The sequence below is a fragment of the Thermosyntropha tengcongensis genome, from assembly GCF_055381335.1.
Genome location: NZ_AP042437.1, coordinates 359118 through 384422 on the forward strand (window position 1 = coordinate 359118; position 25305 = coordinate 384422).

Genomic DNA, 25305 nt, shown 5'->3' on the forward strand with positions numbered 1-25305 from the left:
CGAAAGGAAGCGGATTAAATATTATACATAAGAAGAAAAAAATGTAAACGAGGTGAAATAAATTTGTTTAAAAAAAGCAGTATTTCGGTTCAGATTTTGCTGGCGTTCGTTTTAATGGGAATGGTGACAGCTGCAGCCGGGGTGGTCAGCATATGGGGGATAGTTTTTTTAACCCGGAATTTGTACAGTTTTAATAATGAATATCTCTACCGCGTTGAAAACCTGTTAGCGATAAGTGAGGCTCAGCATAAAATTTTGGTGGGGGAAAGAGGGCTTATAAATGGGAAGATGCTTAGGGAGGATATTAGAAAAGCCCAGTATAACTACATTGAGAATGCGATGAAAGAAGCGGATAAGGCTTTCGTTTCTTATTCTTCTCTCTCCTTAACTGAAAAAGAGAGAGGAGAGCTGAGGGAACTTGAAGCTGCCTGGCAGAAGTGGAAGGAGAAACATGAAAAGGTGGTAGATTTATCCCGCAAGAAAGATGAACTTTTAGCTTCCGGGATTAGTTCGGGTGATCCTTTGATTGCTTCCCTGGATGAGGAAACCTTTGCGGCTTCCCTTGAAGCCAGGGAAGAGTTTTTGGCCGCCCAGAAGATACTTAAAGATATTACAGCATCTGATAAGCTGTGGGTTGAGGGGATGGCAAAAAAGGCTTTGCAGAAGAGCAGTATGGCAAAGAATACAGTTCTTATACTTGTAATCTTTAATATATTTTTGGGCATTTTGCTTACTATATATATAAATGGAATACGCAGGAAGAGGATGATTGATCCATTAAATAATCTGACTGCTGTAATGGAAAAGGTGGCAGGGGGGGATTTGACAGGAGATATTACTGAACATAGCAGTGATGAGATAGGCAGATTATCACACTCGATAGCCAGCATGATAAAACAGGTGAGAACGATGATAAAAGATATAGCGGAAAAAGCAGAAACAGTTGCAGCCTCCGCTGAAGAACTGGGGACCAGTTCCGAACAGGTCACCGAAGGGATAGTGCAGAAGACAAAAGATGTAAATGACATAACTGGCATGGTGAAAGAAGTAGGAGACAATATATTAAATATTGCCCAAAAAGCAAAAGAAGCAGAAACAGTTGCCCGTAAGGGGGCTTCTTCTACGGAAAATTTAAGTCGAAGGATACAGGAGGGGATTAAGGTGGCAGAGAAGATTCCCCCAACCATGCATGACCTCCTGCAAAATTCCCGTGAAATCAGCAAGATTGTAAGCCTTATTACCAGTATTGCTGACCAGACTAACCTGCTGGCTCTCAATGCAGCCATTGAAGCAGCCAGGGCCGGGGAAGCGGGCAAAGGTTTCGCGGTAGTTGCCGAAGAAGTGCGCAAACTTGCCGAACAAGCAGCCAATGCGGCCAAGGATATATTCAGGCTTATAAGCATAAACAGTGAAAGTGCCGAGAAAGTCCAGAATATAATGGAAGAAGTATATAGAGCCTTTGCTTATTTTGCCGAAAATGCTGAAGATACAGAAAAGAGCTTTCAGATCATAGACCAAAATATCTTTTCTCTGGCTGCCAGTTTTGCTGAGATTGAGTCAGCTATCAGGAAGATGAATGAAGGGGTAGACAGTGTAGCGGCGGTTTTTGAGGAAGAAAGTGCTCTGATGGAAGAGGTAAGCGCTTCTGCCCAGACTTTGGCTGGGATATCGGAAGAAATGAACAGGCTGGTAGGGAGGTTCAGGTGGAATTAATACAAGGAGGGGTAAACTTAAAAGTTTACCCCTTATCAGGAGGTTATTAAAATCGTATTTTATGGGTGATTATATCCTGGTACAGCTCGGCGGTAAGCGGTACATAGGTATTTAATTCCGGATGCAGGAAATAGAGAGGGTCGGAAATAGTTTCTGGATTGAATCCTTCAGCCTGCAGATGTTTTTTTACCTGTTTGAAGCTTTCGGTGGCATCTATCCGGTCCCGTATGCGCACAAAATAGGGTCTAGCATAAGAAGGCAGTTTTTCTATTACATAACGGGCAAAATCATCCCAGTCGATAGATTCACCTTCCAGCAGCTTCAGTGCTACCATGCCGCAGCGACCTTCGGTATTAGGGATTTTTACCCCGTATACATTGGCATCTTCTATGTGGCCATATTTATTTATTACATCGGAAACCTGGTTGGTAGAAACATTTTCGCTTTTCCAGCGGAAGGTATCGCCCAGACGGTCAACAAAAGAGAAATAATCATTTTCATGCAGTTTTACCAGATCTCCACTGTTAAAATATTCGTCTCCCGGGCGAAACAGATTGCGCAGTATTTTGGCTTCTGTAGCTTCCGGGTTGTTTACATAACCGGCAAAACGGTTGAGTTCGTTAATTTCACATACCAGGAGCCCGATTTCTCCTACTTCACATTTTACAGCATAGCCGTTTTCATCTCTTACTATCTCATCGTTTTCCAGGTCATATTTTATGATTTCTCCCTGCCTCATTCCATTTAATACCAAATTGCCGCACATACCCGGAATTTCTTCCATATTTAAAAATGAGCCTACTCCTTCAGTTGCTCCGTAGATTTCATATATATGTTTTATATTAAATCTCTTGCGGAAAGGTTCCATCAAATCTCCGCGCATCCCATTGCCTACTACCAGAACTAATGGATTATCAGCGTCATCGGGACGAGGCGGCTGGTTGTAGATGTAACGGCAGAGTTCACCTACATATATAAACATCTGGGCATTGTATTTGCGGACATCATCCCAGAAGGCGCGGGCAGAGAATTTGCGCTTCAGAGCCATGGTGCTTCCGGATACCAGCATAGATGAATATCCTATATCAAACCCGCTGTTGTGGTAAAGGGGCAGGACCATGTACTGCACAGTTTGGGGAGTCATCTGGCCATATAAGGCAAACAGGTGGCCGAGTATAAGCCAGCGTTTTTGGGTCACGGCAGTTGCCTTGGGGAAGCCAGTAGTACCGGAGGTGTATATGTAAACGATAATATCTTCGCTGGATACTGTGCTGGTGGTAGGGGGGTTTTCGCTGCTCATGGCAGAAAGCAGGTTATTCAGGTTTTGAATGCCTGATGGGATATTGTCTGCAGTGTTCTTTTCGCATTCTACAAAAATTTCAGCTGGAGGCAGGAAAGAAACCTTATCTTTTACTTCAAGAAATGCTTCTAAAAGTTCATGGCCTACGATTAACGCCCTGGCGCCGCAGATGCTTAGAGCATGAGCCAGTACTTCGCCTCTCACTCCGCTGTTTATAAGGGAAACAATTACCCCCAGCTTGCTCAGGCCGCTGGCAGCGATTAAAAATTCAGGCCTGTTTTGCATGAGGAGCGCTACTACATCACCTTTTTTAAATCCTTTTTTGAGAAAGAAATTAGCATAAAGATTGGCTCTAGTATTTAATTCCTGATAGGTTATTACCTCATCTTCCCATAAAATAGCAGGATGGGAGGGTCTTATGGCTGCTTGCGATTCCAGTTCAGAGCCCAGGGACATAAATTGTGGCTCTCTAAGGCTCAAAACTGTTTTAAGGTGCCTTTGAGCATCAAACTCACATGACATCAATCTTCACCCCTTCAAATAATATTTTCCTGAGACGGTATTTTTGTTTTGTACCACCTCCTCTAAATTTCCTTATGTAATAATTATAACGCTATATATTTTGTTTTTGTAATAAAAATAGCCATAAAAAATAGCAGGCCTTAAACCTGCTATTTTTGTTATAGTTTATTCAGCTTTCTTAAGCTCTGCAAACCATTTGGCATTATGGTGAGAAGTATATTCAGCATCTACATAGCCGTCAATCATCATGGAGGCAAATTCTACCCTGGACTTGGGATGGATAGCAGCCAGGAAGAAGTGCCCCAGAACAGCCAGTATCAGTATAACAGCTGTCCAGAAGTGGATTTTCCAGGTAAGCCAAACCAGTACAGCCGGCATGGAGTGTTTGAGGAGCCACATGGGAAAACCGGTTACAATCATGAGAATGCAGCCGGCAATTACCAGGAGGCCCAGCATTTTCTGGCCGGCATTATACTTGTCCTGAGGAGGAATATGTTCAGCCTTTATGAAAGGAATATATCCTCCCATGGTTTTGAGCCAGCCGAAATCATCTTTGGTAAAGGTAGTTATGGTATCAATAAATTTGGAGAAACGTTCAAAGTTGAAAAGGACATAAACCAGGGGCCCTAGAGTGAAAATCACCCCGGTCCAGTGATGAACATCGGAAGCGCTGGCTTCGCCGCCGAAGAGGTTCACGATGCCTGCAATATCGAAATAGAAAGCAATGCCCGTCAAACCAAGGATAATAAAACATATAAGGTGGACCCAGTGCATGGTGCGGGTCTGTTCACTGTGTTTTAAGACTTTGCCTTTGATTTCACTCATCACAATCCCTCCTGTTCAATTTTTAGGCCGCATGATGCCCGCTGTGAGCAGTGAGCTCTTCTATCAGTTTGGGGATGTCGTTGCCGTATCTGGTATGCAGGAGATGATGAGCTTTTTCGCTTAAAGGCTTAACTTCCCCGGGAGAAAGGAATTCTTTATATATTTGGATTATTTCTGGATTTTCATGGGACTTTCTTATGGTCATTCTTTCATCAAGGGTGTAAAGGCCAGCAATACGTTTTTCTATATATTTGTCACTGGCTTTGGTTATGTCGATGCCGATTTTGGCCAGGACTCCAGCAAAAACTGCAGTTGCTGCCAGTATACCGGCTCCTTTGAAGAACTGGCGTCTGGTTATTCCGCTTTTTTCAACAAAGATATTCATTTACCCCACCTCGCTTTTTAGTAAGTATCTCTTCTTATAGGCTGTCCGCCGCCGTTTATGCAGCCGCCGGGACAGTTCATTACTTCGATAAAGTGATACTTGCTGCGGCCAGCCAATACATCTTCAATTACTCCGTCAACATATTTAAGCCCAGTTACTATACATACATTTACAGGTACTGTTTTGCCAAGTTCTTTTACAGGTATGTTGACTGTAGCTTCGCGCACAGGCTTTCTGCCTCTTACTGCTTTGAATTCGACTACCCCCAAAGATTGTCCGCTCAAGATTTCATAAGCGGTACGCAGAGCAGCCTCCATTACCCCGCCGGTAACCCCGAATATGGTAGCTGCACCGGTGGAGGAACCTATGAGCCTGTCGGCCTGTTCATCATTGGAAAGGCTGTTAAAGTCAATACCGGCTTCTTTTATCATCTGAGCCAGCTCACGGGTAGTTATTACAGCATCAACATCCGTAAATCCGCTGGCGATCATTTCTTCCCGCTGGCACTCAAACTTTTTGGCTGTGCAGGGCATTACAGAGACTACAAACATATTGGCAGGATTTACGTTGAGTTTTTCAGCAGCATAGGTTTTAGCTACTGCCCCAAACATCTGCTGGGGTGATTTGGCAGAAGAAAGATGGGGAAGTATTTTCGGATATTTATCTTCAGCATACTTAATCCATGCCGGACAGCAGGAAGTAAACTGGGGCAGCGGTCCTGCGCCTTCATAACCCGGCAGTCCTACATGGGCAAAAATACGGTGGATGAGCTCGGTGCCTTCTTCCATTATGGTCAGGTCAGCAGTAAACTCGGTATCGTATACTTTGTCAAATCCCAGTTTTCTAAGAGCGGCAAACATCTTGCCCTTGACATTGGTTCCGGGTTCGAGGCCGAATTCTTCTCCCAGGGCCACCCTTACAGCTGGTGCGGTTTGTACCACCACAAATTTTTGTGGGTCATCTAAAGCCTTTTTAACCTGTTCTACCATGCTCATGTCAGTTATGGCGCCAAATGGGCAGTTGATGAGACATTGTCCGCAGTTTACACACTTTTTGTGGTCGATGTGGTGCTTTACACCGATACGTCCTGTAATAGCTCCGGTTGGGCATACAGATGTGCAATGGTCGCATGACTTACATTTTTCATCAATTACATTAATAATTTCTTTAGTTGCAACTGTACTCACAAAACCTTCCCTCCCCTTTACTTGTAAATTTTTCGAAAAGTAGAGATTTTATAAAGTGCTTTCACCTCCACCCGAAAGATAAGATTTTATCCCTCTTTAAGGGAGTATTACCTGTATCTTTATAAAAATTTTGCTATATAAATTGTTATGTTGATGTCAAATTTTAATGATTATATTTTATGTGATTTATTTAACAAACTTGTTTACGAAAAGAAACCCGCTTTAGAAAAGCGGGAAGAAAAAGAATGGGATTGGTATTAAGCTTATAATAAACACAATTTATAACTTAAATAAATAATATAAATAAAAAACAAGAATAAAAATCCCGCAAGCTTGTGTCGTGAATTTGCCTTCTATTGGGGAATTATTTATTGTATGTTAATATAACAGGCTAAATGTGGAAAATAGAACAAATATTTTAAAAAATTATAGAACAGATACTTATGAAAGTAAAGTCGCAGAACTATTTGCTTGAAGACTTTTTAGGGCGTGAAGTGTGTAGTTCAGGTAATGAAAATGTAAAAGGCAACTTCATGGAAGTTCTTTTTAAGTTCTGAATAAATTAAGGATTTAAGGATATCAGAAAATGACTAAAATGTTTCAGGTATTAGACAGGAAGATTTTACGCCCAATCAGGAAGTCAAAAATACATTTTATTCCCGGGCTCTAAATACTAACTGTCAAATTAAGAAGAGCTGCCCAAAATAAAAATGTCAATGACAAAATATATAAGCGCCTTGCAATTGAATAAAGCTTAAATTTTAATAAAAGTAACCTCTGCACAAATTAAATATTGAATTATTGGATATTCATTTTTTGTTTCAGGTACTGTGCTGCACATTATGGATTTATAAAAAATAGTCTGTTTTAAAGGGAATATAAGAAGGGATGGAAATTTTTTTATTGAACTAATATTTAGTTATACAGCCAGCTGATCTTCGTATCTGCATGCCGTTTTTTCCAGCCGGGGTTTATAAAACCTTCCTTGCAGATATTCCCTGGATTTTGGATGCGAAAGGTTAGCTTGCTGTTTAATGCATGCAGTTATAAGGTACAGCCTGAAAGCAGGCGTTAGCTTTTTGATCTGGATAAGGGCAATAGTTTACCTGGGGGTGGGAAACAGCAGTTTAAAGATAGATGCCAAAAGGGAAGGCGGATATTTTTGAGAGGAGGTATATGATGGAAAAGAGAGAGATAATAAATCGGATAATCCAGGAGTTTAACAGGCTGGGAATCTCTTTCAAGCTGGGAGGAGAGACTGATATTTCGGTTTGGAAGGAGTTTCTGGATGCTGGCTGGAGTACCGGTGAAAAGAGGATAGTTTATGAAGCTTCCATATTTGTTGATGAAAGGAACCGCACAGTTTTTATGTGGGAGATGACGAAAGAAACCGGGCGCGGGTTTTCCTTCGGCATGGAAGGGGGAACTTTTTTCCAGAGCGGGAAAACCCTTTTTAGAAAGGTAAAAAGCGTGCAGTATGGCCCGGAAGGAAAAGTTTATGAGTACAGCCTTGATTTAGGTGCCATTCCCAAAGCGGTAAAAGAAGCGGCCAGGTTTTATGGCTGGGATTTTAAAACGGTAATCAGGAAAAATAAGGCGATGTATCCAGCCGGTTATGTTTCTCCGCTGGAAGGGGAGTTTAGCCAGCTGGCTGGTCAGAATTCCGGGGAAGTGAAAGGCAATACCTGTCCGCAGTGCGGTACGGTTGTAGAAGAAGGATACAGATTTTGCACCGGATGTGGGAAAGAATTAAGCCCTGGAGGGTATGCCGGCATGTCTGGATTTGCTGGTTCTTCGAGCTACAGCAACCAGCAAGGGGCCTTTTATTCGGAAGCTCAGCAGAAAGGCGGCAAGGGTGGAAAGTGGCTGTTTATAGGCTGGGGCATTGTTGCCCTGCTGGTTATCGGCATACTGGCAGGTGCAAAAGCAAGCCCGGCAGGATGGATAATATCGCTGGGGGTACTGGGGGCTGCTTTTTTCCTGCAGAGCAAACTGGCAGGGAAAGGATGCCTGTTAAATCTTATTTTATGGGGAGCAACTTTACTCATACTCCTGGTAACTTTAAGCCTTACTACCACTGATGATATAAACTTTACCACGGCTAACCTTAAAAATGCCCATATGACGACAGCTATTGACGAAGGAAAACCGGTTGACCGGGTGGACACTTATTTTACCACTGATCCGGAATTTATCGCAGCCGCCGAACTCCGCAACGCCCCGGTTAATACGAAGATAAGGTTTGTGTGGAAATACATGACGGAAAACAAGCTTATCGGGGAATATGAGCTGGATAGCGGCAATAATGACGCCAATGTATATGTGTTTGGCAATCTTACCAACGACAGGCCCTGGCCGGCAGGGGATTACCGGGTGGAGATGTATGTGGAAGACCGGGAAGAACCAGATGCGGTAGTTGATTTCAAGGTAGTGGAAAAGAATGCGGCTGGAGGAATAAGCGAGGGGGCTGCCAGCCTTAAGAACGCGCACATGACGACAGCGGTTGATGGAAGTGGAAAACCGGTAGACCAGGTGGATGTTTATTTGAACACTGACCCGCAGTTTGTAGCAGCTGCTGAACTGCATAATGCCCCTGCTCATACCCGGGTAAAGTTTGTTTGGAAATATATGACCCAGAATATGGTTATTGGGGAAAATGTCCTGAATACAGAAGACAGGGCAGGCAGTATGTATGTATTTGGTAATCTTACCAACAATGGCCCCTGGCCGCTGGGAGAATACCGGGTGGAGATGTATATTGATGACCGGCAGCAGCCTGATGCGGCAGTTAATTTCATGGTAACGGATGAAACCGGAGATGCCCAGTAGCAGGCAGCGTGCAATTAGGGAAAGGTAAAAATGCCAGTAAGGGAAAGGGGAGTTTTTATGCGCATAAAAAAGGTAATAGCCTGGGTGCTTATTTTAAGCTTCAGCCTGGCTCTTATGCCCGGATGCGGCAAAAAGGGGCCTGAAGTAACTAATCCTTTTACTGTCGATTATGAGATAACCGAAGAAAATATAGGCTTTTTTACAGATGGAGACACCCTGGAAACCATAGCTTCTGCTACCCCCTTTTATTCCGGGGCCTATCCCCTGCCGGGGCAGAAGCTGGAAGAGTATGAAAACTTAAGGCAGGCCAAAATAGAAGAGATTATAAAAGAGGCCGAAACCCTTATAAAAGCAGTGGAAGATGCCGAAGATGAAGTAGGGGATGTCCGCAAAGAGCTTCTTGCTTTTCTTGATGAAGCCGGGAAAAAAGAAGCCAAACTGGAGGGGTTCAACCGGGAAACCTTGGTAACTCTTGGCAGCTTAAGCTCGGGGAGAGCCATTGCTCTTGCCCAGTACCGGAGTTTGGAAGTGGATGAAAACTCCCTTCCTTACAGCAGGGCATGGGTTCAGTATTTCAAAGTTTACAAGGCCATGGAAAGTGCTGGCTATATACTTAAAGAAGCAGATGAGATACTGGGAAGGGGAGCCATAGCTTATGCCTTCCTGTCCGGACATCCTGACTACCAGGTAAAAGACGCTGCCCTTAAATTTGACAGGGCTATGGAAGGCTATGATGGAAAACTAAAAGACCTGCAAAAAGTGCAGGAAAGCCTTATAAAAGTAGACTGCGGCTTAAGGCAGCTTATCACTGCTGACAACTACCTGGCCATAGCGGCAGTAGCCTACATGAAAAGCGAAATGCCTGCTGTAAAAAAAGCGGCAGCGGAGATAAGGGCAAATGAAGTCATAAGCGAAAAACAGATAGAAGATTTAAAAACCTATATAGATTTTTATGAAAAATGGATAGCTGAATGCGAAAAGAGCGTAAACAGCATAGACAAAAGATTCCTGATCCAGATAGCAGAAAGAGAGGAAACAGGCTATGCCTGGGCAACCGAAGAAGTGGCCACCAACTACAAAAATGCATTTGATGTGCTGAATATAGACATAGAAAAAGCAGCAGCAAGCCAGAAGAAAGCTGCTGAAGAACAGGAAGGGTACTTCAGCAAAGGCTGGAAACTTGTAAAGGGCGCAGCGCAGGAAGCAAAGAATGTAGTTGGCGGTGCTGTAGACCTTATGGGAACAGGGTTAAGGAACATGACGGCAGCTGGTTATGGAATGTATTACGGAATGAGCTATACAGATATAGTAGAGATGTGCCGGGAAAACAACCAGGAGCTGATAGACAACTTCAAAAAAGGGATAGCCGGTTCCCAGACCTTCAAAACTGCCAGAGACTATATAGAGGGCATAGAGCAGGGAGTAGGTGAAATAGCGGGAAGCGGGGTAGAAAAAGTTATAGGCAAAGGGGTAACCAGCTGGACAGCTAACTTTGTAGCCAAGACTACAGTAGGGTTTTTTACCGACCTGGCCAAGGGGGTATACAAGATAGCAGATACAGGAGCCAGTGCTGGTGAAATGGCTGAAGGGGTTCTGGATATAACCCTGGCTATGGTAGGAGGCAGCAAGAGTGTGGTCAGGGCAAGCCAGGTAGGAGGGTTACTGGCTGAGGAAGGAAAGCTGGCAGCCAGGGCTGCCGGGAGTTTTATAGGAGAAGCCCAGTTTAATCAGCAGGTAAAGAAGCTTATGCAGGAAAAGGCGGATATTCTGGCCAAGAAGAGCTTGTCCTGGGGAGATTGGCAGGCTTTAAGCACCAATGAAATGCTTATGGATATAAATAAGAATTTAATCCAGGATATGCAAAAATGCCGGGAAACCCTGCTAAAAGAAATGGTTAACCTGCTACCGGGCAAAAAAGAGGCAGTAGAGAGCATCAAAAAAGCGGGGAAGGAAAGCCTGGAAGAGATGTTTAGGAAAACTTTTGAAAATTCACTGTCCGGTTATAAGGAGGCTCTGCAGTCGGTAGTCGGGAGTTCAGGCAAGGAATATATAGATAACCTCTTTGCCAATGTAGTTGATGGGTATGTGAAAGAGATGGCCGGCGAAATCGTGGACAGCTTTTTTGCTCCTTCCCTGGAAGAGTTGAACGGAAAATGGCAGGTTACGACTACTATAGAGGGGATAGAAGCTAACACGGGAGATGCTTTTGCTGATAAAGCGATAAGAGAACAGTATGAGAAATTGAGCAAATCAAGCCAGGGCTGGGTTGATGTAACATGCAGTGCGGATGGAACACTTACCGTGCATGTTTCAGGGGCCAATTTAAATGTTCCGCCTTCATATTTAACATATAATTATAAGTATGAGGATGGAAATATAATATGCAGCCGGGACTACAGATTCAATGACAGCAGTGGTGGAACGGAAAGGTATGTTTTTGAAGGGAAGCTGGCCGTAGAAGGGGAACAGATGGTGATAAGGGGAAATTATGTACAAACTTTTTATCATCCGTCCTATAAGAATGGTGGATATATAAGAACCAGGGGTACCGAAGTTTGGCGCAAAAATATAGAACAAAATAATTAAAAATTATAAAAAGGCGGGCAAACCATAATACCCGCCTTTGCTTTTGCTGCCAGGAGGGCTAGTTTGGCTTTCTTAAAAACCGGTATTTTTTAAGCTTCAATCACTGCCATCGTACAGCGGGAGATGCAGATAAGGTTTTCTTTATCATCGTATATTTTTATATCCCATACGATGGTCCGTTTGCCTATGTGCAGGGGATAGCCGACAGCCTTTACCAGGCCTTTGCTTACACTGCGGACGTGGTTGGCGTTTATTTCCAAACCTACGGCGCGATGGGTTTTGCCGTCGATAAACTGGTAGCTGCCGGCGGAAGCTACTGTTTCAGCAAGCACCAGTGAAACTCCGCCGTGCATTATGCCGAAAGGCTGGTATACCTTGGGGCCTACCGGCATGACTGCGACTACCCGCTCCGGTGTAAATTCAGTTATCCTTATATCCAGGGTTTCCAGCACCGTACCCTTAACATCAAACGGGGTTTTATCTTCCATACCCTCTCCTCCTTCACCTCATCTTGATAATATTTTACAGAATTTTCCCGCAAAGTTAAAGTTTTTTAGATAAAAACCGGCCTGGCACATATAGAGGTTATTAGTTCCTTGATTTTTTGCAAAAGAGCAGGAGAGGGGGGAGATACTTTTTCCAGATCATATGTCATCCCCAGCATAGACCATTTATGCCGTCCCAGGTTATGGTAGGGCAAAAGTTCAAGCCTTTCCACGGTGTCCAGGGTTTTTATAAAATAGGCCATATTTTCTATATCTCTAAAATCATCAGTATAGCCGGGCAAAACGACATATCTTATCCATATCGGTATCCCCCTGGCACTTATCATTTTAAGATTGTCAAGGTTCAGCAGATTGTAAAAACCGGTTAGGAGCCGGCTTTTTTCCGGATTCATATGCTTGATGTCAGCCAGAAAAAGGTCGGTATAAGGGAGGACTTTTAGTATTAAATCCTGCCTTACATAAAGCGAGGTGTCCAGGGCAGTATGAATATTTTCTTCCTTACAGGAAAACAGGATTTCTTGCAAAAAATCAGCCTGCAGGAGAGGTTCGCCTCCCGAAAAAGTGACTCCGCCTCCGGAAGCTTTAAAATAAGGCTTGCCCCGCCTTATTATGTGCATAAGTTCTTCTTTTTCATAGCGGCGCGCAGAAGGGGAATTAATTTTCCATGTGTCCGGATTCTGGCAGTATTTGCAGCGCAGGTGGCATCCCTGCATAAAGATTACTGTCCTTATGCCTGGCCCGTCCACGGTGCTGAATGAGTCTATGGAGTGGATAATCCCGTACATAGTTTTTCCTTCCTTATAAGTTTACATGGTTTTATAAAAGGTGCGCATGATGATTTCTTCCTGCTGTTCACGGCTGAGCTTTATAAAATGGACAGCATAGCCGGAAACCCGGATAGTAAGGTCGGGATATTTTTCAGGGTGTTCCATAGCTTCTTTCAGGGTTTCGATATTAAGCACATTTACATTGATGTGGTGCGCTTCTTGGATAAAATAGCCGTAGAGCAGCCCTTTAAGGTTATTTATCCTTTCTTCTCTGTCTTTGCCCAGAGCGGAAGGTACAATAGAGAAGGTGAAGGAAATGCCGTCTTTGGCATATTTATAGGGAATTTTGGCTACAGAATTTAATGCTGCCAGGGCTCCCTTTTCTTCCCGGCTGTGTAAGGGGTTGGCACCAGGAGCCAGGGGTTCCCCCTTTTTTCTCCCATCCGGCGTCGTGCCGGTATGTTTCCCATACATTACATTGGAGGTAATGGTAAGGATAGAGAGGGTATGTTCAGCTTCCCGGTAGGTCCTGTATTTTTTAAGCTTGGTTATAAACATTTTTACCAGCTCTACAGCTATTTTATCTACCCGATCATCATCATTTCCGTATTTGGGAAAGTCTCCTTCGGTTATAAAGTCTACCGCGATACCTCTTTCATCAAATACCGGTTTTACCCGGGCATATTTTACCGCACTCAAAGAATCAGCTGCCACTGAAAGTCCTGCTATGCCGAATGCCATATAACGGTGGACTTCAGCATCATGCAGAGCCATCTGTAGACTTTCATAGGCATATTTATCGTGCATATAGTGGATAACATTCATGGTGTTTACATAAAGTTTAGCCAGCCAGTCCATTTGTATATCAAGACGGTTTATTATTTCTTCATATTCCAGGTATTCTTTATTATATAAAGGAAGAGAAGGACCTACCTGCTCACCGGTTATCTCATCCCGGCCGCCGTTTATGGCATAAAGCAGGAGTTTGGCCAGATTGCAGCGAGCTCCAAAAAACTGCATTTCTTTACCTATTCTCATTCCGGATACACAGCAGGCGATAGCATAGTCGTCTCCGTAAAACTGGCGCATCACATCATCATTTTCATACTGCAGGGCACTGGTTTCGATAGATAGTTCGCAGCAAAAGCGCATAAAGTTATCGGGAAGATTTTTGGACCACAACACTGTCATGTTAGGTTCAGGGGCGGGGCCCAGATTGCGCAGGGTTTGCAGAAAACGGTAGCTGGTTTTGGTAACCATATGCCGGCCGTCTATTCCTGCACCTCCTATAGATTCGGTAACCCAGTTAGGATCTCCGGCAAAAAGTTCGTTATATTCCGGGGTGCGCAGATGTCTTACCAGGCGAAGCTTTATTACGAACTGGTCGATAAGCTCCTGGGCTTCTTCTTCGGTCAAGGTACCTTCTTTAATATCCCTTTCCAGATAGATATCAAGAAAAGTGGAGACTCTCCCCAGGCTCATGGCAGCGCCATTCTGTTCTTTTATAGCAGCCAGATAGGCAAAATAGAGCCACTGTACTGCTTCCCGGGCATTGACAGCAGGCTTTGATATGTCAAATCCATAGCTTAAAGCCATTTTTTTGAGATCTTCCAGCGCTTTTATCTGCCTGGATATTTCTTCTCTTAGCTGTATCATTTCGTGATTCATAAGGGGATTAAGGTATCTGAGTTCATTTTTCTTCTGTTCAATGAGGGAGTCTACTCCATATAAAGGTACCCGGCGGTAATCCCCTATAATCCGGCCGCGTCCGTAAGAGTCAGGCAGGCCGGTAATAATTCCTACCCGCCTGGCTAAACGCATTTCGGGAGTATAAACGGAGAATACCCCATCATTGTGGGTGGGACGGTGACGGGCAAAAAAATCTACTATATCAGGGTCGGGTTCATAGCCATATGCCTTACATGCCTTTACAGCCATGCGCAAGCCTCCGTAAAGGTTCATAGCTCTTTTTAAAGGTTCATCAGTCTGAAGTCCTACTATTACCTCTAAATCTTTATCGATGTAGCCGGGACGGTGGCTGGTGATGGTAATAGGATTTTGTGGGTCTACTTTCAGGACGCCGCCCTTTTTAAATTCAGCCTTTAAAAGCTCCTGGCATTTAGCCCATAGGCGGGCTGTCCTTTCTGTTTTATTTTTCAGGAAAGAGCTGTCTCCGTCATAAGGAATGTAGTTTTTTTGTATAAAGTCGCGTACATCTATTTCTTCCATCCATCTTCCATGGTTGAAACTGCGCCATGCCTGCATATTTATTCCTCCATATTATAAAATTTATTATTTATAATTATAAAACATAAAACATGCTGCTGCTTATTTATCCTGTTTATAGGGGGATTGTTTATTTTTATCCCTGTTTTATCTTTTCCGATTTTATTTTTGTTATCCGCTTTTAGACAGAATGTTATTGATTTTGCTTTAAACATGGATTAAAATCTAATTAGATATTTAGATAATTTTCTAAATATAAAAATATGTGGGAGCGATGAGTGTGCCCTTGAACCATGTTTTTAAAGCTTTATCTGATCCTAACCGGCGGGAGATCTTAAAGCTTCTGCAGAAAGGCGACCTTACTGCCGGGGAAATAGCTGAACATTTTGACATGACCAAGCCTAGTATTTCCCACCACCTGAATGTTTTAAAACAGGCCAACCTGGTGCAGGATGTGAGAAAGGGGCAGAATATTTATTATTCCCTCAACACTACGGTTTTCCAGGAAGTTATAGGCTGGTTTTATGATTTTATCGAACGCAAGTAAGATTAAGGAAAGGAGAAGGGTTATGAGAAAAGGGGAAGAAAACCGGGGTTTTTCAGTTCGGGAAGCGATTAAAAAAGACTGGCCTTTATGGCTTTTACTGGGGGGGCTTATAATAGGCAGCTTGCTTGTTTATCCCCATCTGCCGGAGGAAATTCCCAGGCACTGGAATTTTAAAGGGGAAGTTGATGCTTACTGGGCAAAGCCTTACGGGGTTTTTGTTCCTCTGCTTATAATGGCTGGCGTATATCTTCTAATGTTATTTTTGCCATATTTAGATCCCAAAAGGGAAAATTATCAGCGTTTTGCCGGGGCCTATACTTTTATTCGCCAGCTATTAGTTATTTTTCTAGGCTTGATTTATGTTATAAGTATTTTGGCCGGCATGGGCTATAATTTAAATGTAGGCTTTCTGGTAAAAGCTATGGTAGCGGTACTGTTTATATTAATTGGCAATTTTATGGGACAGCTGAGGCACAATTATTTTGTGGGGATCAGGACTCCCTGGACGCTGGCCAGTGAGGAAGTATGGCAGAAGACTCACCGTCTGGGGGCCAGGGTATGGGTACTGGGAGGAATAGTTTGCCTGCTGGCTTCTTTTATGGACAGCGTCTGGGGAACAGGTTTGTTTTTTGCTTCCTTGATGGTTATGGTTTTGGTGCCGGTTGTTTATTCGTATACCATTTATGAAAAATTACAGGATTAAAGAGGAGATGTAGCCTTGGACCGAATAGAAAAAGCTATTGTGGTAGGAATGAGAAGACGGGGCGAAGATGACAGGGCATTTGCTTATCGCCTGGATGAACTAAAGGGGCTGGTCAAGGCAGCTGGAGGGGAGGTAACTGCTGTTTTGACCCAGGCCCGGGAAAAACCAAGCCCTTCCATATATATAGGCAAAGGGAAACTGGAAGAATTGAAACACTTGGCAGAAGAGACAGAACCTGACCTTATAGTATTTGACCAGGAGCTTTCTCCCGTACAGCTTCGAAATCTTGAGGAAGCGCTTGGAGAGATAAAAATTGTGGATAGGACTTTGCTTATCCTTGATATTTTCAGCCAGCGGGCGCGTTCCCGGGAAGGAATGCTGCAGGTGGAGCTGGCACAGCTTAGCTACAGGCTGCCGCGCTTAACCGGCAAAGGGAAGGAGATGAGCCGGCTGGGCGGCGGTATTGGTACCAGAGGAGCCGGGGAACAGAAGCTGGAGCTTGATAAAAGACATATAAGAAGAAGGATACAGGAGCTTAAAAAGCAGCTGGAAAAGGTGAAGAAAACCCGGGAACTGCACAGGAAGAAGAGACAGCGTTCGGGGATCAAGGAAATTGCCCTGGTCGGCTATACCAATGCGGGAAAATCTACTTTATTTAACCTGCTCTGCCGGGCTCTGCATGAAAGGAAAAGTGAAGAGGTGGAAGCTGATGACCGGCTTTTTCAGACTCTGGATACTACAACCCGGCGGATAAAGCTGAAAGGGGGGCAGGAAGTCTTAATAACCGATACGGTAGGATTTATTCAGGATCTGCCCCATCACCTGGTGGCGGCTTTTCGTTCCACCCTGGAAGAAACTGTTTATGCCGACCTTCTTTTGCATGTAGTTGATATTTCTGATCCCGAATACCTTAATAAGATAGAAACAGTAGAAAAGGTGCTTAAGGATTTGGGTGCGGATAACCGGGAGATATTGCTGGTATATAACAAGATTGACCTGGCAGGGGAAGTTCCGCATGAAAATGGCAGCGGAGTCTACATCTCAGCCAGAACCGGAGAGGGTCTTGAGGATTTGCTTAAAAGGATTTCACGGCTGCTTTGATAAGGGGGCACCCCTTATTTTTTTATGGACATTTTTTGTTTTATCCTGCTAAAATAGTTTCGGTGTAGAAAAAATGAGAAAGCTGGTGAAGGACATAAGGTACAAAGTAAGATTTTTGATATCAATCATAGTTGTTTTTGCCTTTACCTTTGGCACCGGTTGTTTGATAGGCAAACAGCTTGAGCTTCACTTTTTCAGCCCTGATGATATTAAGGATTTGGTCGGCAAGGGCCGGGTTAATGTGCTTATAATGGGGATTGATGCTAGAAAGACTGAGCTTAATTCGCGCAGTGATACCATGATTTTAGCCAGTATTGACAAAAAGAATAACAGGGCAGCTCTGGTATGGATACCCAGAGATACTAGGATAGAAGTAAAGCCCGGGGTTTCTGCCAAGATAAACAGCGTAAACCTTTTCAGGGGGCCGGAAGCAGCCTGTGCGACGGTAGGAGAACTTTTAGGCTGTGAAGTAAAATATTATGTAATTGTCAATTTTGCCGGCTTTGCCAGGATAATCGACGCTCTGGGCGGGGTCAAAATTGATGTGGAAACTGATATGTACCATTATGACCCAGACCCAACTTTGAATATAAATTTATCCAGGGGGGAACAGGTGTTAAGCGGGGAAGATGCCCTGCGCTATGTACGCTACCGGGGTGGACCCACTGCTGATATAGGGCGTACAGCCAGGCAGCAGAAGTTCATCAAAGCCCTGGCGGAACAGATGTTCAAAAGCGGCAATATTTTAAAACTTCCCAAACTGGTTCCGGAGCTTATGGAGAATGTGCGTACCAATATCCCCCTCACGGAAGCGGTGCGCATGGCGAAAATGGCCAGAAAATTTGATCCAGCCAATATCGTTACCCAGACTCTTCCCGGCTATTCTTTTACCGATCCCAGGACAGGAGCCAGCTACTGGGAGGCAGACCGGGAAATTGCCAGAGGAATAATTGATGACCTGTTTAATGGCAAAACTTATGAAGTAGCCAAAGATCCTCCTTCCTGGCAAGGAGGCAACCGAACGCGTTATGCCGGAAGTGAGAAAAGCAAAACCAGTGTTTCCGCAAATACCGGGGAAAACACTAATACCACGATACAGCAGAATACCGTTTTGCCTTCTGAAAGTGATAAAGGTGAGGATACGGGAGCTGCAAACGGTATAGATAGTGATACTGGCAGCAGTACCAGCAGTATTGACAATAGCTATACCGGGGAGGAAGGGAATAATTCTATTTCCCCCTGAAAATACTGCCTTTTTAGATTTTTTTGCCGAAGGGCAGGCAAATAGGAGAGCCGGCAAGGCTCTTTTTTGTTTCAGGCAGGAGTTATTTAAGAGCAGCTTTACGCATATTAATTAAAGCATAGAAAGCTGCTTATCAGGGATGATGCCTGTGAAAAAGTTCAAAAAGCCTCCTTTTCTGATTGCCCTTTTAATAAGCCTGACCTTGCTTGGTGTTAAGCTGGAAGAAGCCTTTTTCCCTTCCCTGCAGAAACAGCTGGCGGAGGGGGAAAGTGTAAATATCCTGCTTTTAGGTATAGATGCCCGTCCTGGAGAAGATATGGCCAGAAGTGATGCCATAATCCTGGTGAGCATGAATAAAAAGATAGGCAGGATAATTTTACTGTCCATACCCCGGGATACCAGGGTAAATTACCAGGGGAGAACGCGAAAAATAAACATGCTGTCCCAGCTTTACGGGCCGGAAGCCACCTGCAGACAGGTAAGCAAGCTTTTGGGGGCAAAGGTTAACCACTATGTTTTAACTAACCTGCAGGGTTTTGAGGAGATAATTGACAGGCTGGGAGGAGTCTATATCGATGTAGATGTTGATATAAAATGGTACAGGCAGGGACTTATAATAAAAAAGGGGCCGCAGTGGCTTAATGGAAGGGAAGCTCTGGCATATGTACGGTTCAGGGGTGGGCCTGATGCTGACATAGGAAGGACCATAAGGCAGCAGAAGCTGATGGTAGCCCTGTTTAACCAGCTGAAACAGAGGGAAAATATAGATAAAATTCCAGGAATAGTAGATGAGCTCAGCAAGAGTATAGATACAAATTTATCTTTTGATGAAATTATTTATCTAGCGGGAGTAGCCTATCAAATAGGGGAAGAAAATGTAATTACCCAGACTTTGCCTGGTTATCACTACTGGTGCCCTTACTCCGGAGCCAGCTACTGGATAGTTGATGAAAAGGTGGCCAGGAGTATTTTGCCTTCGCTTTATGAAGGCAGCCGGTTTGAAGTGATACAGGAACCTGGCTATTAAATTTTCTGGGTACTTATTTTATCCTCACCATTTACCATACCCGCAGATATAACCATCTCTATTCCCCGGTCAATGCTTATGTCCAGAATTTTGACCTGTTCTTTGGGCATCATTACAAACCAGCCAGAAGTAGGATTGGGGGTAGTGGGGATAAAAAGGGTGTAAACCTCTTCTTCCAGGAAAGGGACCCCTTCATTGGTGACAAAAGCCAGGGAATATATGCCGGGGCGGGGAAACTCAACCAGGGCTACTTTGCTGAAAGAGCTTTTTTCTTTGGAAAAAAAGGAGCTGGTTATTCTTTTGGTTGTGCCGTATATTTTGCCTAAAAGAGGGATTTTTATCAGAATGTCTTCCCACCAGGCGATTATTTTTTTACCTGCGATATTGGTAGAAATAAGGCCTATAAAGGTTACCAGGGCAATAGTTAGAACAAAACCTAGCCCGGGGATGGGGCGGCCCAGGTAATGCATGATTACGGGGGCCAGTATGCTGTCAACGGCGGAAAAAATCCAGTATATAAAGTAAAGGGATATTACTATGGGAAGAAGGGTGGCTAACCCAGCTAAAAAAAGCGAAGCCAGCTTTCTCATTCTGATTCCTCCTGCCTGCTTTAGGATGGTTTAGGAAAAATATTTCTGTTTAAAAAGCGCAAAAGCCTTATTGAAAGAGGGAAAACCCAGGTCTTTAATTTCATTGATAGCTACCAGCTTGACCCCGTCAGCGTCATCACCTGGCTCAGGATTTCCCGGACAGAGCTTTATATAATAGACGATGCTTATTATATCACCATACATGGGGGTTATGCTGTGAAATACCCCGATGAGGCCTTCTATATTCCCTTCCATGCTGGTTTCTTCTTTGAGCTCCCTTAAACAGGCTTGCTCCGGGGTTTCCCCGGTTTCCATAAAGCCGGAGGGCAGAGTCCAGACTCCCTTTAATGGTTCAATGCCTCTTTTTATAAGGAGTATTTTGCCGTCCCTCTCAGCCAGGGCTACGGTAGTGGGGAGGGGGTTTACATAATTTATAAAGCCGCAGCTGGGGCAGTACTGGCGGTTGCGCCCGTAGAAAAACCCCCATTCCAGGATACCGGTACATAAAGGGCAGTATTTGTAATCCATTTTTTCACTTCCTGTTAAAAATTTAGCTTTTTCTTCCAAAAAAATCGCAACTGGCTTAAATATATATTATAATTTAAGTATATCCAATAGGAAAGGGGATAGAGGGCATGGCTGATGTTATTGACTATACCATATACGGGGATGATATGCAGATCGTGGAGATTGAACTGGATCCGGGAGAAGGGGTAAGGGCGGAAGCAGGAGCCATGATGTATATGGACCAGGATATAAGGATGCAGACTGGTGTGGAAGGCGGTATTTTTAAAGGGTTTAAGCGGATGCTTACCGGGGAAAGCTTTTTTATTACCACCTTTTTAAATGAAGGAAGGACCAGGCAGAAAGTAGCCTTTGGCGCTCCTTATCCGGGCAAGATTATTCCAGTTGACCTTAAAGAATTTGGCGGGGAAATCATCTGCCAGAAAGATGCTTTTTTGTGCGCAGCCAAAGGGGTAGATATAGACATAGCTTTTACCAAAAGGCTGGGAGCAGGCCTCTTCGGAGGGGAAGGCTTTATTCTGCAGCGGATAAGAGGGGACGGAATGGCTTTTATACATGCTGGTGGCACTTTGATTAAACGCGAACTGAAGCGGGGGGAAGTTTTAAAGCTGGATACCGGATGCCTGGCGGCCTTTACGCCTGGCATTGACTATGACATTCAATTTATAGGCGGCTTTAAAAACGCTTTGTTTGGCGGAGAAGGGCTGTTCCTGGTGCGGCTGGAAGGGCCGGGGATTGTTTACATGCAGAGCTTGCCTTTATCGAGGCTGGCTGACCGCATTGCCGCCGCTGCCAAATGGCAGAACAGGGATGAGAATAGAGGGATAAGCATAAATATTGATTAATATAAAATAAGGCTAGAAAGGTTCTGTTTTAGGCTATTAAAACAGGACCTTTTTGTGTTTTCCGATTTTTTATTTCTTACTGGTTTTTTCTCTACTTTTCTATATTAGAATAACTGCTGTTTTTATTTTTAGGTAGTATAGCTGAGGATAAAAAATAAGGATTAAGCAGATATTATTTTATACAGGTAATGGTTTAGATGGAAATTATGCTATAATTTTTGTCGATTTGGCAAGAAAAATAGATTTTATAGGAGAGCAAAATAGGCTATAATTATAAAGTATGTGCCTGAACGGAGCAGGTTTATAAATATTAAAAAGGAGGGTGTTTTACATTGAAAAACCTGGGAAAGAAAGGTTTGGTTTTGCTGCTGGTTTTAACCATGCTGGCAGCTTTGGCAGGCTGTGGCGGAAAAAATGACACGGCTGCGCCGAAAAAATTTTTGACGATTGCTACCGGCGGAACGGCAGGAACCTATTATCCTTTAGGGGGAGCTATTGCCGAAATACTTAACAGCAATATTGAAGGCATGAATGCTACCGCTGCTTCAACGGGGGCTTCAGTAGCCAATACCAATCAGTTAAAGAGCGGGGATGCTGACCTGGCTTTTATTCAGAATGATATTGCCTATTATGCTGCCAATGGGATAGAGATGTTTGAAGGCAACAAGGTGGAAGGGCTTAAGGCTATAGCCAGCCTGTATCCGGAAACCTGCCAGATTGTTACATTGAAGAAAACCGGCATTAAGAGTATAGCTGACTTGAAAGGCAAGACGGTTGCGGTTGGAGCTGCGGGAAGCGGAGTGGAAGCCAATGCCCGGCAGATACTTAAGGCTTATGGCATAACATATGATGATATCAATGTTAAGTATCTTTCTTTTGCCGAAGCTGCCAACAGCTTGAAAGACGGGAACATTGATGCCGCTTTTCTTACAGCAGGTTTCCCGACTGCTGCTGTACAGGATATTGCGGCTCAGCATGATATAGTGCTGCTTCCGGTAGAAGGAAATGCACAGGCCAGTCTTTTAAAGGAATATCCTTTTTATACCCGGGTAGTTATTCCGGCAGGAACATATCCTAAACAGGATAAAGATGTGGAAACGGTAGCAGTTATGGCTATGCTGGTAGCTACGGACAGAATGGATGAAGGAATGGCTTATGAAATTACCAGGGCTATCTTTAACAACCTGGACCGTCTGGGGGCTGCTCATCCGATAGGCAAGGTTATAAGCAAGGAGACGGCAAAGGAAGGGCTGTCTATACCTATGCATAAAGGTGCCGAAAAGTTTTTTAATGAATAAGTAAGTGGGGTTATATGAGAAGCAAATTAAAGATGCTTATTTTGGCAGCTTTCCTTATTTTGATTATAGTTTTATTTTATCCGCTGCCTTCTCTGGTTTTGTCCCGGCAGGACGGGAGGGAGATTTTAATCATCCCGCTTGTTTATGAAAAAACTTTTACTTACGAGTATTTACATTCGGTACAGAAGACCCCGGTGCAGGAACATTTTGTTCCCGCACCGGGAAATGTAATTTTATTGACTTCTACAACTTATAGTTCTTTAGGAGTAGGGCTTCCTTTTTTGCCGGAAGAGGGAAAGTTTGTTGAAGAAAATGGTGTTTTTAAAATCGAGAATATGAACCGCCGATATGAGAAAATTACTTGGGGTTTTATGCCCATAGCCAGGCAGGCCCTGATTTATGGAGATAAAAAGTATCTGTTTGCTGACTATTGTGAACCAGGAGAACTTATAGAACTGAAGATCACCAATAAATGCTTGGCTGCCATTTGGTATCAAAACTGGCAAGCAGGAAAGGAGGCAGGGAAATGACAGCAAAAAATGAAACAGGTTTTAATATGTATGAGTTTCTGGCTAAATATGACCGGGAGTCAGACTACCGTCGTTATGATGGCTTTTTTCGGCTGGTAATAGCGATTATTGCGATAAGTTTTTCGCTGTTTCATATATATACCGGAATATTTGGCACTCTGGATGCTATACTGCAGAGGGCTGTGCACCTTTCTTTTGCCATGGCTTTAGTTTTTTTACTTTATCCTGCCCGCAAATCATGGTCTCGGGAACATCTGCACCTTGTTGACGGGATTCTGGCTGTAGTTGCTGCTCTGGTTCCACTTTATATAGTGTTTTTCTATCAAGACCTGGTAGCCAGGGCTGGTATGGCTACAGCATTGGATATAGCTGTGGGAACTTTAGGTATTCTGCTGGTTCTGGAAGCTGCCCGCCGGGTAGTGGGCTGGCCTATCGTAGTTATAGCGGTTATATTTGTGGCTTATGCTTATGCTGGACCTTACATGCCGGGAGCTTTTGCCCATAGAGGGGTAAACCTGCCCCAGCTGGTTGAACATCTTTATTTTACGACCGAAGGAGTTTTTGGGATTCCTCTGGGAGTTTCTTCCACTTTTATTTTCCTGTTCATACTTTTTGCTGCCTATCTTGAAAAAACTGGACTGGGTCAATTTTTTATCGATCTGGCCAATGCAGTAGCAGGCTGGGCCAGAGGCGGACCGGCCAAGGTGGCAGTAATATCAAGCGGCCTTATGGGGACTATTTCTGGAAGCTCGGTAGCCAATGTAGCAGGTACCGGAAGCCTTACTATCCCCATGATGAAAAAGCTCGGCTATAAGCCAGAATTTGCAGGGGCAGTTGAGGCGGCTGCCTCTACCGGAGGACAGCTTATGCCTCCTATTATGGGAGCAGCTGCATTTCTTATGGCAGAATTTGTAGGGGTGCCCTATATAGAGGTGGTAAAAGCAGCTATCATACCTGCCCTGCTTTATTTTGCCGGTATAATGCTGGGCGTTCATCTGGAAGCCAGAAAAAACGGCATGGAAGGGATACCCAGAGAAGAACTGCCAAGGATTGGTGAGGTTTTAAAAGAACGGGGACATTTAGCCCTTCCTCTTATAGCTATTGTATATCTGCTGGTAAAAGGTTTTTCCCCTATGAAAGCGGCCTTGTGGGCTATAGCCCTCACTATCGCAACTGCCATGCTTAAAAGATCTACCCGCATATCAGTGCGGGATATCTTAAAGGGGATGGAAGATGGGGCAAGGAGCGCTTTAGGGGTAATAATAGCCTGCGCCACAGCTGGCATAATAATTGGGGTAGTTACCAAAACAGGATTAGGCCTGAAGCTTGGCTCAACACTTATCAGCCTGGCTGATGGCAATTTGCTGCTAACCCTGTTTTTCACCATGATAACCTCAATTATCCTGGGCATGGGGGTTCCCACTACGGCTAACTATGTTATTACCTCCACTATTGCAGCTCCAGCCGTTGTCGGGCTGGGAGTGCCCCTTCTGGCTGCCCATATGTTCGCTTTTTATTTCGGGATTATTGCTGATGTTACTCCGCCGGTAGCTCTGGCGGCTTTTGCCGGTTCCGGCATTGCCCGCAGCAATCCATTGAAGACAGGGATAAATGCGGCCAAGCTGGCAATAGCAGCCTTCATCGTTCCTTATATATTTGTAATGTCACCGGTTTTGCTTATGATAGACGCTCACTTATCGCAGGTGCTGCTGGCAGTATTTACCGCTGTGGTAGGGATGATTGGCGTAGCGGCAGCTGTTTCGGGTTATTTTATTACCCATGGGCGTTTTTATGACCGGATTATGTTTTTTGTAGGCGGCCTTTTGATGATCAGTCCAGGTTTGTATACTGACCTGATAGGACTTATGGTTATGGCAGCAGCCTATTTGCTGCAAAGGATCAGGATATCCAGAACCAATGCGTAAAAGCCGGGAAGTGATTCCCGGCTTTATCTTTTATCCTGGATTTTAAGGAATGCTTATGTATCAGGGATTGTTTTTTGGTAGATACTAGCATGAGAGGTATTTTATAATGTTAGGGAAATGGTTTG

22 protein-coding genes are annotated in these 25305 nt (G+C 44.0%); 13 read left to right on the forward strand and 9 right to left on the reverse strand.

Annotated features, from left to right (window positions below; translation table 11 throughout):
• Positions 1-63: 63 nt before the first annotated feature.
• Positions 64-1713, forward strand: a complete 1650-nt coding sequence (locus tag ACZ42E_RS01725) for a methyl-accepting chemotaxis protein (protein ID WP_464892739.1) — start codon at positions 64-66, stop codon at positions 1711-1713.
• Positions 1714-1759: 46 nt separating this feature from the next.
• Here ACZ42E_RS01725 and ACZ42E_RS01730 read toward each other — a convergent pair whose 3' ends face one another.
• The 4 genes from ACZ42E_RS01730 to ACZ42E_RS01745 all read right to left on the reverse strand — a co-directional run bounded on the left by ACZ42E_RS01730 (position 1760) and on the right by ACZ42E_RS01745 (position 5932).
• Positions 1760-3535, reverse strand: a complete 1776-nt coding sequence (locus tag ACZ42E_RS01730) for a long-chain-acyl-CoA synthetase (RefSeq protein WP_464892740.1) — start codon at positions 3533-3535, stop codon at positions 1760-1762.
• A 165-nt stretch (positions 3536-3700) separates the two neighbouring features.
• A complete protein-coding gene (locus ACZ42E_RS01735) occupies positions 3701-4360 on the reverse strand; it encodes a formate dehydrogenase subunit gamma (protein WP_464892741.1) in 660 nt (219 codons plus the stop codon).
• Positions 4361-4382: 22 nt separating this feature from the next.
• Positions 4383-4745, reverse strand: coding sequence for an iron hydrogenase small subunit (locus tag ACZ42E_RS01740; protein ID WP_464892742.1), 363 nt, complete (start codon positions 4743-4745; stop codon positions 4383-4385).
• Positions 4746-4762: 17 nt separating this feature from the next.
• Entirely contained in the window at positions 4763-5932 is a 1170-nt protein-coding gene (locus ACZ42E_RS01745; RefSeq protein WP_464892743.1) for a [FeFe] hydrogenase, group A, read from the reverse strand.
• Positions 5933-6966: 1034 nt separating this feature from the next.
• Between ACZ42E_RS01745 and ACZ42E_RS01750 the strand changes: the two genes are divergently transcribed.
• The 3 genes from ACZ42E_RS01750 to ACZ42E_RS01760 are packed head-to-tail and all read left to right on the forward strand — an operon-like array spanning position 6967 to position 11347.
• Positions 6967-7098 carry a hypothetical protein gene (locus ACZ42E_RS01750; RefSeq protein ID WP_464892744.1) on the forward strand — a complete coding sequence of 44 codons (132 nt, stop codon included), beginning with the start codon at positions 6967-6969 and terminating at the stop codon, positions 7096-7098.
• Positions 7099-7108: 10 nt separating this feature from the next.
• On the forward strand, positions 7109-8761 hold the full coding sequence (locus ACZ42E_RS01755) for a zinc-ribbon domain-containing protein (protein ID WP_464892745.1): 1653 nt from the start codon (positions 7109-7111) through the stop codon (positions 8759-8761).
• Between the two features lie 57 nt (positions 8762-8818).
• Complete coding sequence (locus ACZ42E_RS01760) at positions 8819-11347, forward strand: hypothetical protein (RefSeq protein WP_464892746.1); 2529 nt, start codon at positions 8819-8821, stop codon at positions 11345-11347.
• A gap of 89 nt (positions 11348-11436) precedes the next feature.
• Here the strand turns inward: ACZ42E_RS01760 and ACZ42E_RS01765 are convergent, their stop codons facing one another.
• From ACZ42E_RS01765 to pflB, 3 genes are all read right to left on the reverse strand, one after another.
• Positions 11437-11835, reverse strand: coding sequence for a hotdog fold thioesterase (locus ACZ42E_RS01765; RefSeq protein WP_464892747.1), 399 nt, complete (start codon positions 11833-11835; stop codon positions 11437-11439).
• 65 nt (positions 11836-11900) lie between these two features.
• On the reverse strand, positions 11901-12638 hold the full coding sequence (gene pflA / locus ACZ42E_RS01770; protein WP_464892748.1) for a pyruvate formate-lyase-activating protein: 738 nt from the start codon (positions 12636-12638) through the stop codon (positions 11901-11903).
• A gap of 21 nt (positions 12639-12659) precedes the next feature.
• Positions 12660-14891 (reverse strand): formate C-acetyltransferase, encoded by a 2232-nt coding sequence (pflB, locus tag ACZ42E_RS01775; protein ID WP_464893456.1) that lies wholly within the window; start codon positions 14889-14891, stop codon positions 12660-12662.
• 229 nt (positions 14892-15120) lie between these two features.
• Here pflB and ACZ42E_RS01780 point away from each other — a divergent pair, with 229 nt between their 5' ends.
• From ACZ42E_RS01780 to ACZ42E_RS01800, 5 genes are all read left to right on the forward strand, one after another.
• Positions 15121-15393: an autorepressor SdpR family transcription factor gene (locus ACZ42E_RS01780; RefSeq protein ID WP_464892749.1), complete on the forward strand. Its 273-nt coding sequence runs from the start codon at positions 15121-15123 to the stop codon at positions 15391-15393.
• Positions 15394-15415: 22 nt separating this feature from the next.
• Positions 15416-16096, forward strand: a complete 681-nt coding sequence (locus ACZ42E_RS01785) for an SdpI family protein (RefSeq protein ID WP_464892750.1) — start codon at positions 15416-15418, stop codon at positions 16094-16096.
• Between the two features lie 15 nt (positions 16097-16111).
• The gene (hflX, locus tag ACZ42E_RS01790; RefSeq protein ID WP_464892751.1) at positions 16112-17197 is read left to right on the forward strand and encodes a GTPase HflX; all 1086 of its coding nucleotides are present in this window, start codon (positions 16112-16114) and stop codon (positions 17195-17197) included.
• An 85-nt stretch (positions 17198-17282) separates the two neighbouring features.
• Positions 17283-18440 carry an LCP family protein gene (locus ACZ42E_RS01795; RefSeq protein ID WP_464892752.1) on the forward strand — a complete coding sequence of 386 codons (1158 nt, stop codon included), beginning with the start codon at positions 17283-17285 and terminating at the stop codon, positions 18438-18440.
• Between the two features lie 148 nt (positions 18441-18588).
• A complete protein-coding gene (locus ACZ42E_RS01800) occupies positions 18589-19467 on the forward strand; it encodes an LCP family protein (protein ID WP_464892753.1) in 879 nt (292 codons plus the stop codon).
• Here ACZ42E_RS01800 and ACZ42E_RS01805 read toward each other — a convergent pair.
• Positions 19464-20057 (reverse strand): DUF502 domain-containing protein, encoded by a 594-nt coding sequence (locus tag ACZ42E_RS01805; protein WP_464892754.1) that lies wholly within the window; start codon positions 20055-20057, stop codon positions 19464-19466. The genes ACZ42E_RS01800 and ACZ42E_RS01805 overlap by 4 nt on opposite strands.
• Positions 20058-20087: 30 nt before the next feature.
• Positions 20088-20585, reverse strand: a complete 498-nt coding sequence (locus ACZ42E_RS01810) for an NUDIX hydrolase (protein ID WP_464892755.1) — start codon at positions 20583-20585, stop codon at positions 20088-20090.
• Between the two features lie 107 nt (positions 20586-20692).
• Between ACZ42E_RS01810 and ACZ42E_RS01815 the strand changes: the two genes are divergently transcribed.
• From ACZ42E_RS01815 to ACZ42E_RS01830, 4 genes are all read left to right on the forward strand, one after another.
• The gene (locus tag ACZ42E_RS01815; RefSeq protein WP_464892756.1) at positions 20693-21427 is read left to right on the forward strand and encodes a TIGR00266 family protein; all 735 of its coding nucleotides are present in this window, start codon (positions 20693-20695) and stop codon (positions 21425-21427) included.
• 332 nt (positions 21428-21759) lie between these two features.
• The gene (locus ACZ42E_RS01820) at positions 21760-22725 is read left to right on the forward strand and encodes a TAXI family TRAP transporter solute-binding subunit (RefSeq protein WP_464892757.1); all 966 of its coding nucleotides are present in this window, start codon (positions 21760-21762) and stop codon (positions 22723-22725) included.
• Positions 22726-22739: 14 nt separating this feature from the next.
• The gene (locus ACZ42E_RS01825; protein WP_464892758.1) at positions 22740-23255 is read left to right on the forward strand and encodes a DUF1850 domain-containing protein; all 516 of its coding nucleotides are present in this window, start codon (positions 22740-22742) and stop codon (positions 23253-23255) included.
• Positions 23252-25180 carry a TRAP transporter permease gene (locus ACZ42E_RS01830; RefSeq protein ID WP_464892759.1) on the forward strand — a complete coding sequence of 643 codons (1929 nt, stop codon included), beginning with the start codon at positions 23252-23254 and terminating at the stop codon, positions 25178-25180. Before ACZ42E_RS01825 ends, ACZ42E_RS01830 begins: the two co-directional genes overlap by 4 nt.
• Positions 25181-25305 lie beyond the last annotated feature (125 nt).